The sequence below is a fragment of the Prevotella sp. S7 MS 2 genome, assembly GCF_000762865.1.
Classification (GTDB): Bacteria; Bacteroidota; Bacteroidia; order Bacteroidales; family Bacteroidaceae; genus Prevotella.
Genome location: NZ_JRPT01000040.1, coordinates 24,010 through 30,545, shown reverse-complemented (window position 1 = coordinate 30,545; position 6,536 = coordinate 24,010). Strand labels below are relative to the sequence as shown.

At 45.0% G+C, this 6,536-nt stretch carries 4 protein-coding genes; 2 read left to right on the top strand and 2 right to left on the bottom strand.

The features are described from left to right. The first annotated feature begins 112 nt into the window (after positions 1-112). Entirely contained in the window at positions 113-2,590 is a 2,478-nt protein-coding gene (locus tag HMPREF0671_RS07880; protein ID WP_036899169.1) for a bifunctional UDP-N-acetylmuramoyl-tripeptide:D-alanyl-D-alanine ligase/alanine racemase, read from the top strand. A 62-nt stretch (positions 2,591-2,652) separates the two neighbouring features. After that, complete coding sequence (locus HMPREF0671_RS07875; protein ID WP_036899165.1) at positions 2,653-4,101, top strand: MFS transporter; 1,449 nt, start codon at positions 2,653-2,655, stop codon at positions 4,099-4,101. Between the two features lie 128 nt (positions 4,102-4,229). Here HMPREF0671_RS07875 and HMPREF0671_RS07870 read toward each other — a convergent pair whose 3' ends face one another. Next, positions 4,230-5,282 carry a DUF1735 domain-containing protein gene (locus HMPREF0671_RS07870; RefSeq protein ID WP_036899162.1) on the bottom strand — a complete coding sequence of 351 codons (1,053 nt, stop codon included), beginning with the start codon at positions 5,280-5,282 and terminating at the stop codon, positions 4,230-4,232. Positions 5,283-5,308: 26 nt separating this feature from the next. Further along, entirely contained in the window at positions 5,309-6,511 is a 1,203-nt protein-coding gene (locus HMPREF0671_RS07865) for a DUF1735 and LamG domain-containing protein (RefSeq protein WP_036899160.1), read from the bottom strand. Positions 6,512-6,536 lie beyond the last annotated feature (25 nt).

The window sequence follows — 6,536 nt, the reverse complement described above, 5'->3', positions numbered from 1 at the left end:
CTGCACTCGGCAATTTGGGAATAAATTCTCATTGCGCTCATTTGCATTATCTTTGCAAAAGCTAAGTTGCCTTTAATGGTAGCTGTATACAAGACATTCAACACATCATACGATGACATATACTATTGAAAAAGTAACCACACTGATAGGTGCGCGTCGTTTTGGAGAACATGAAGCAAACATCGGATTCGTTTTAACCGATAGTCGTTCACTCTGTTTCCCTGAAGAAACCTTGTTTTTTGCATTGAAGTCCGTGCGTAACGACGGACATCATTATATCCCGGAATTATATCGTCGCGGTGTTCGCAACTTTGTTGTAGAACATGTACCGCATGATTTTGCACAGCAATATGCTGATGCTAACTTCTTGAAAGTGGTCAACTCATTGGAAGCTTTGCAGCGTTTGGCCGAGCGTCATCGCGATGAATTTAATATTCCTATCGTCGGAATTACTGGTAGCAATGGTAAAACGATGGTGAAGGAGTGGCTCTACCAACTGGTATCTCCACAACTAATGACGACACGTAGTCCCCGTAGTTACAACTCGCAGATAGGTGTCCCACTCTCGGTATGGTTGATGAATGAACAGACACAAGTAGGTATCTTTGAAGCAGGTATTAGTTTGCCGGGCGAGATGTTGGCTTTGGGCGATATTATTCAGCCTACTATCGGGGTGCTCACCAGTTTAGGATTGGCTCATCAAGAGAATTTCTCGTCGATGGAAGAGAAGTGCATGGAGAAGTTGAAGTTGTTCCATGATGCGCAGAATGTGGTTTATTGTTCAGACGACGACATCGTTGTGCGTTGCTTGGCGGAATCAGAATATAAGGGTGAGAAGACTGATTGGAGCATGAAGAATCCGCAGGCTGCCCTCTATATAAATAAGGTGGAGAAAGGAGAGACTACTACTCGTGTATCGTATGTGTTCCATGGCACGGAGCAAGGAGAGTATGAACTGCCTTTCATCGACGACGCTTCGGTGGCTAACAGTGTCACTTCGGCAGCTGTGGCTTTACTGCTTGGTGTGTCAAAGGAGGATTTGAATCTGCGGATGGCGGCTCTCGAACCGGTGGCTATGCGCTTGGAAGTGAAACAAGGACAGCATGGTTGCACGCTTATTAATGATAGCTACAACTCGGATATAAACTCACTCGACATCGCACTCGACTTTATGAATCGTCGACCAGACCATCAAGGGCGTCGCCGAACTTTGATTCTGAGCGATATATTCCAAAGTGGTGAACAGCCCAAGTTGCTTTATCAAGAGGTGTCGAACATGGCTGTGGAGCGTGGTGTACAGAAGTTTATCGGTATTGGTCCGCAGTTGTTGCAGCAGGCGGATGTGATAGCTGTGGGCGAAAAGTATTTCTTTGAGAATGTCGAAGAATTTATTCACAGTGATGTGTTCCATGGTTTGCGCGACGAAGTGATTCTGTTGAAAGGTGCACGCCAATTTGGTTTCGACCAATTGACGGAACTCTTGGTGCAGAAAGTGCATGAGACTATCTTGGAAGTAAACCTGAATGCGGTGGTGAACAACTTGAATTGGTATCGTTCATTCATGCGTCCGGAGACCAAACTTGTGTGCATGATTAAGGCCGATGCGTATGGAGCGGGGAGTGTGGAGATAGCTAAGACATTGCAAGACCATCGTGTGGACTATCTGGCCGTGGCTGTTGCCGATGAGGGAGTGACGCTCCGCAAGAATGGAATCACGAGCAATATCATGATCATGAACCCGGAGATGTCGGCGTTCAAGACCATGTTTGATTATGATTTAGAGCCCGAAGTCTATAGTTTTCGCCTGTTGGAAGCACTCATCAAGGCTGCTGAGAAAGAAGGTATCACCGGTTATCCCGTACATATCAAACTCGATACCGGTATGCATCGGCTGGGGTTTAATCCTCGTGAAGACATGCCGCGTCTCATAGATCGCCTAAAACACCAAAATGCTATTATCCCTCGGTCGGTGTTTTCGCACTTCGTTGGGTCGGATAGTGATGACTTTGATAGTTTCTCTGCTGCTCAATTTGCTCTCTTTGAAGAAGGTAGCAAGCAGTTGCAAGATGCTTTTGAGCATAAGATTTTGCGACATATAGATAATTCGGCAGGCATTATTCACTTCCCGAACCGTCAACTCGACATGTGTAGATTGGGACTAGGGCTCTACGGAATCAACTCTCGTGACAACGCAACCATTAACAATGTGAGCACACTGAGGACCACAATACTACAGCTACGCCATGTTCCGGCCGATGAAACGGTGGGCTATAGCCGTAAGGGAACGTTAGAGAAAGACAGTGTGATAGCTGCTATCCCTATCGGATATGCTGATGGTTTGAATCGTCACTTGGGCAATCGACATGGTTATTGCCTTGTCAACGGGCAGAAAGCATACTATGTCGGCAACATTTGTATGGATGTAGCGATGATAGATGTGACGGGAATAGACTGCAAGGAAGGCGATACTGTCGAGATATTCGGTGATCATCTGCCGGTAACGGTGCTGAGCGATGTGCTTGATACTATCCCCTATGAGGTGCTTACCGGTATCAGTCTACGAGTGAAGCGTATCTACTTCCAAGACTGATAGGGCTTTTTTGAAAGATAATAGCTACTTGTTAAACACGATATAATTAAAACCTTAATAATATGAAGCAACAGAAAACAGGCCGGATGTCTAACTTTCGTTGGGTCATCTGTGCCTTGCTGTTCTTGGCAACAACAGTAAATTATTTAGATCGCCAAGTGTTATCGCTCACTTGGAAAGACTTTATTGCTCCCGAATTTCATTGGACCGATAATGACTACGGTACCATTACCGGTTGTTTTTCTATCTTTTATGCCATTGCAAACCTATTTGCCGGAAAGCTCATAGACTGGTTGGGAACGAAGAGAGGGTATCTCATTGCTATTCTTGTTTGGTCTACCGGAGCTATCCTTCATGCCGGTTGTGGTTGGCTGGCCATGCACATTGAAGGGTATAATAGCATGGAAGAGTTGGCTCTTATACAGTATGGAAGCGATGCGGCGGTGGCTTTGGCTACTGTCAGTGTGTGGTTGTTTCTAGCCTGTAGACTCGTTCTTGCTGTCGGCGAAGGGGGGAATTTTCCGGCTGCTATCAAGGTGACGGCAGAGTATTTTCCTAAGAAAGACCGGGCTTTTGCTACTTCCATCTTCAATAGTGGAGCCTCTGTAGGGGCGTTGGCAGCTCCGGCTACCATCCCATTGCTGGCTCGTGCGTGGGGGTGGGAGATGGCTTTTGTCATCATCGGTATGCTTGGGTTCGTGTGGATGGGGCTGTGGATATGGCTTTATGATAAGCCCCGAAGCAATCAATATGTGAATAAAGCCGAGCTGACTTATATAGAACAAGATGATGAGACGCTCCCTAGCGCAACACAAAGTGTGCAGACAAGCGAGAAACCTATTGGCTTTTGGAAGTGCTTTACCTATCGTCAAACGTGGGCATTCTTTGTTGGTAAATTCTCAACTGATGGTGTCTGGTGGTTCTTTCTGTTTTGGGCGCCGGCCTATTTCTCCGACCAATATGGTTATACTTCGGACTCATCGATGGGTATTGCGCTCGTTTTTACACTCTATGCCATCTGTACCGTGCTCAGTATCGGGGGTGGTTATCTGCCTACTTACTTTGTAGATAAGAAGGGGATGAATCCTTATGCCGGTCGCATGCGGGCCATGCTGATATTTGCTTGTTTCCCTGTTTTGGGATTATTGGCGCAACCTATGGGTACGATGAGTGCTTGGTGGGCTGCTATCATCATAGGATTGCTAGGAGCAGGGCATCAAGCTTGGTCGGCCAATCTATATTCTACAATTGGCGATATGTTCCCTAAATCGACTATAGCGACGATTACCGGTATTGGCTCGATGGCTGGTGGCGTGAGCAGCTTTATGTTGAATAAGGGTTCCGGCTTGCTCTTTACCTATGCAGCGGAGCAAGGTTCGGCTTTCCGTTTTATGGGTTTTGAAGGTAAGCCGGGCGGCTATATGATAGTCTTTTGTATCTGCGCCGTGGCCTATCTGATAGGTTGGACAATGATAAAACTATTGGTTCCCAAGTATAAACCAATAGTCTGAATAGTAAAAAAATAAAAGGAGGGCATATCATATAGATATGCCCTCTACCTTAAAACCAGAGATGATTACCCGAAATCAACAATCTTTATTTATAATAATCATAATTACCTTTTTGTCTTTCAAACTTTTTATTTAAAGATTCTCAATTCGTTGATAAAAGCGGAACTGCTATCTGAAAAAGCCGATACCATTCTTACCCATATATGGCGAACTTTCTGTGGACCATAGAATACAATATCCCATTTATCATTTGGTCCTTTGGGCATGGCGGGACATGTGGCTACACCTAGTTGTACCATGTCGGCATCAGTCATTTGGAATAAGCCTTTGTCAGCAGTAGAACCGAAAATCTCTATCTCGCGAACAAATAATTCGTTGAGATCACCGAAGAATGAGGAACCGCAAGGGGTCAGTTGCAAGGCCTTGATATCGGTTTCTTTCTTCAAATCTATTTTTAAATAAGATGTAGATGAATTGCTTACCATATATTGTTGATAGGAATCATCTTTACCATCGCTTAAATTTGGGCCGATATTACCGTAGCTAGCGGCATTCACATCATAGGTGTTAACGTCGAGTTGTTCCATACCCTTGGTCGATCCCTTGGGATTTACCCAGAATATTTTCTTGCTTACTTCCCAGCAATAAGCATTGTATTTCTCACTGAGAGTCACCTCGGTAGGCGCTTCTACAGTGAAGGCTGCCATCATCTTTTTGCCATCTTCTACTCCAATCAGGCTTTTAGAGGCTGCGTCCAACTTGATATCAAATTCATCTTCCGACTCTAGTTTGCCGGCTTTGATCGTCACAGTGCCTTTTGCTACAGTGAAAGCATCTTCCTTCAGTGCCTCATGACTCTCGGCATAAGCCTGTGGAATCTTTGCATTATCTTGTTTCAGATTGAAGACCAAGTCTTTGTTGCTAGCTATAGTAAGGTGTATTTTAAACTTCAGTTCGCAACCATCGGTGTCAAGTTCCGTCGATGTACCCTTTTGCACGAAGATGTTTGCTTGAATATTTTTTGGCACATAAGAGTGATTGTCAATATAGGCTACGGGGGTAGATGCGTCTGTCATTGAAGGATAGAGCGTGCTTCCCACTTCCGGATCGCTCTCGCAGGCTGTCAACAATAATACTGTCGACACAGCCAGAAGAGCGGATTTAAATATATTCTTTTTCATTTTAGATTGTCGTTAGAGATTATTGTCTACTTTTCTTTACCATCGATACGAACATTTTTAGTCCATTCTACGTCGCCATCGCTAGAAGCTGATTTGGCTCCCTTGTTCTCATTGCCTTCGCGAGCGTCCTTGAAATCGTTGCCAACACCCTCGTTGAGCTTGAAGTAAGCATAGAGACCTTCAGCTGTTAAGTCGGTACCATACATGTTATTGGCAATCTGTGGCTGAGAAAGTGCTTTTGACCAAATGCGCAATTCGCTCACTTTCACATTAGCCTTTAGATACTGGAAGCGTTCGCCGTCGTGGTTACCAAACCACCAGTTATCGGCTTTGATGTGTACAGGTTTGCCGGAAACAGCCTCCGATTTGTCAAGAACACCATTGACATAAAGCTTCAGAGAGCTGCCATTGCTTACGATAGCCACATGATACCATTTGCCTGCAGCAAACTGTGTATTGCTATTGAGCTGGCCACCCTGTGCCTTAATATTCATTCGATTACCCTCGATAGGCGCATCACCGAAGCGTGAGAAGATTTCTCCGTCTTCACTGCTGTTACCCCAACCACAAAGTAACTGTTGATTGTTCATTTCGCCAACCTTCTCACCTAAGCGGTCGATGTTCACACAGAATTCCACTGTCCATTGGATAGAGTTGAAGTCTTCTTTCATCTTAAACTGGAAAGGAACATGCGCATTGTATGTAGGTACATCCTGACGTACGACCTTATCGAATAATAGTATCATGGATCCTCCGGAATTAAGCACCGCTTGCTTGCCGTCTTTGCTTACCAGTTTCAGGGGCAAAGCAAACTTCTTAGCCTTGGCTTTCTGCTCTTCTGTGAAAGGATTGACATGAATGCCAATGTCGCCCGATAAACTTTCGCCTTCTTTCAGAGTGACTTCCTTTATCGGCATATCATAGCCTGATGCTGGTAAGAGCTCATAATTGGTGAAATTATCTTCATTATACTTCTTCAAGGCAGCTTCGTCGAACTCCACGCCAAAATGGGTGTCTCCCTCAGCAGGAGATGAAAGCTGTACATGGAAGGTTACAGGAGTGCCGTCATCCTCCACGGTAATCTTCTGTGCTATATTCGCATTGGTCTTTGTCTCGGCAAAGAAAGCCTGACGTTCCAACGGAGAATATTCTGCATCGTTGCATGCGCTGAAGCCCATCAAGGCTATTCCGGTCAGCGCCATTGCGATAGTACTTTTATATCGTTGCATATTATGTATTCCTTTTAATCTGTTG

Excerpts from the sequence above, each read along its gene's own strand:
- HMPREF0671_RS07875 (WP_036899165.1), top strand. The coding sequence starts at position 2,653 with ATGAAGCAACAGAAAACAGGCCGGATGTCTAACTTTCGTTGGGTCATC.
- HMPREF0671_RS07865 (WP_036899160.1), bottom strand. The coding sequence starts at position 6,511 with ATGCAACGATATAAAAGTACTATCGCAATGGCGCTGACCGGAATAGCC.
- HMPREF0671_RS07880 (WP_036899169.1), top strand. The coding sequence starts at position 113 with ATGACATATACTATTGAAAAAGTAACCACACTGATAGGTGCGCGTCGT.
- HMPREF0671_RS07870 (WP_036899162.1), bottom strand. The coding sequence starts at position 5,282 with ATGAAAAAGAATATATTTAAATCCGCTCTTCTGGCTGTGTCGACAGTA.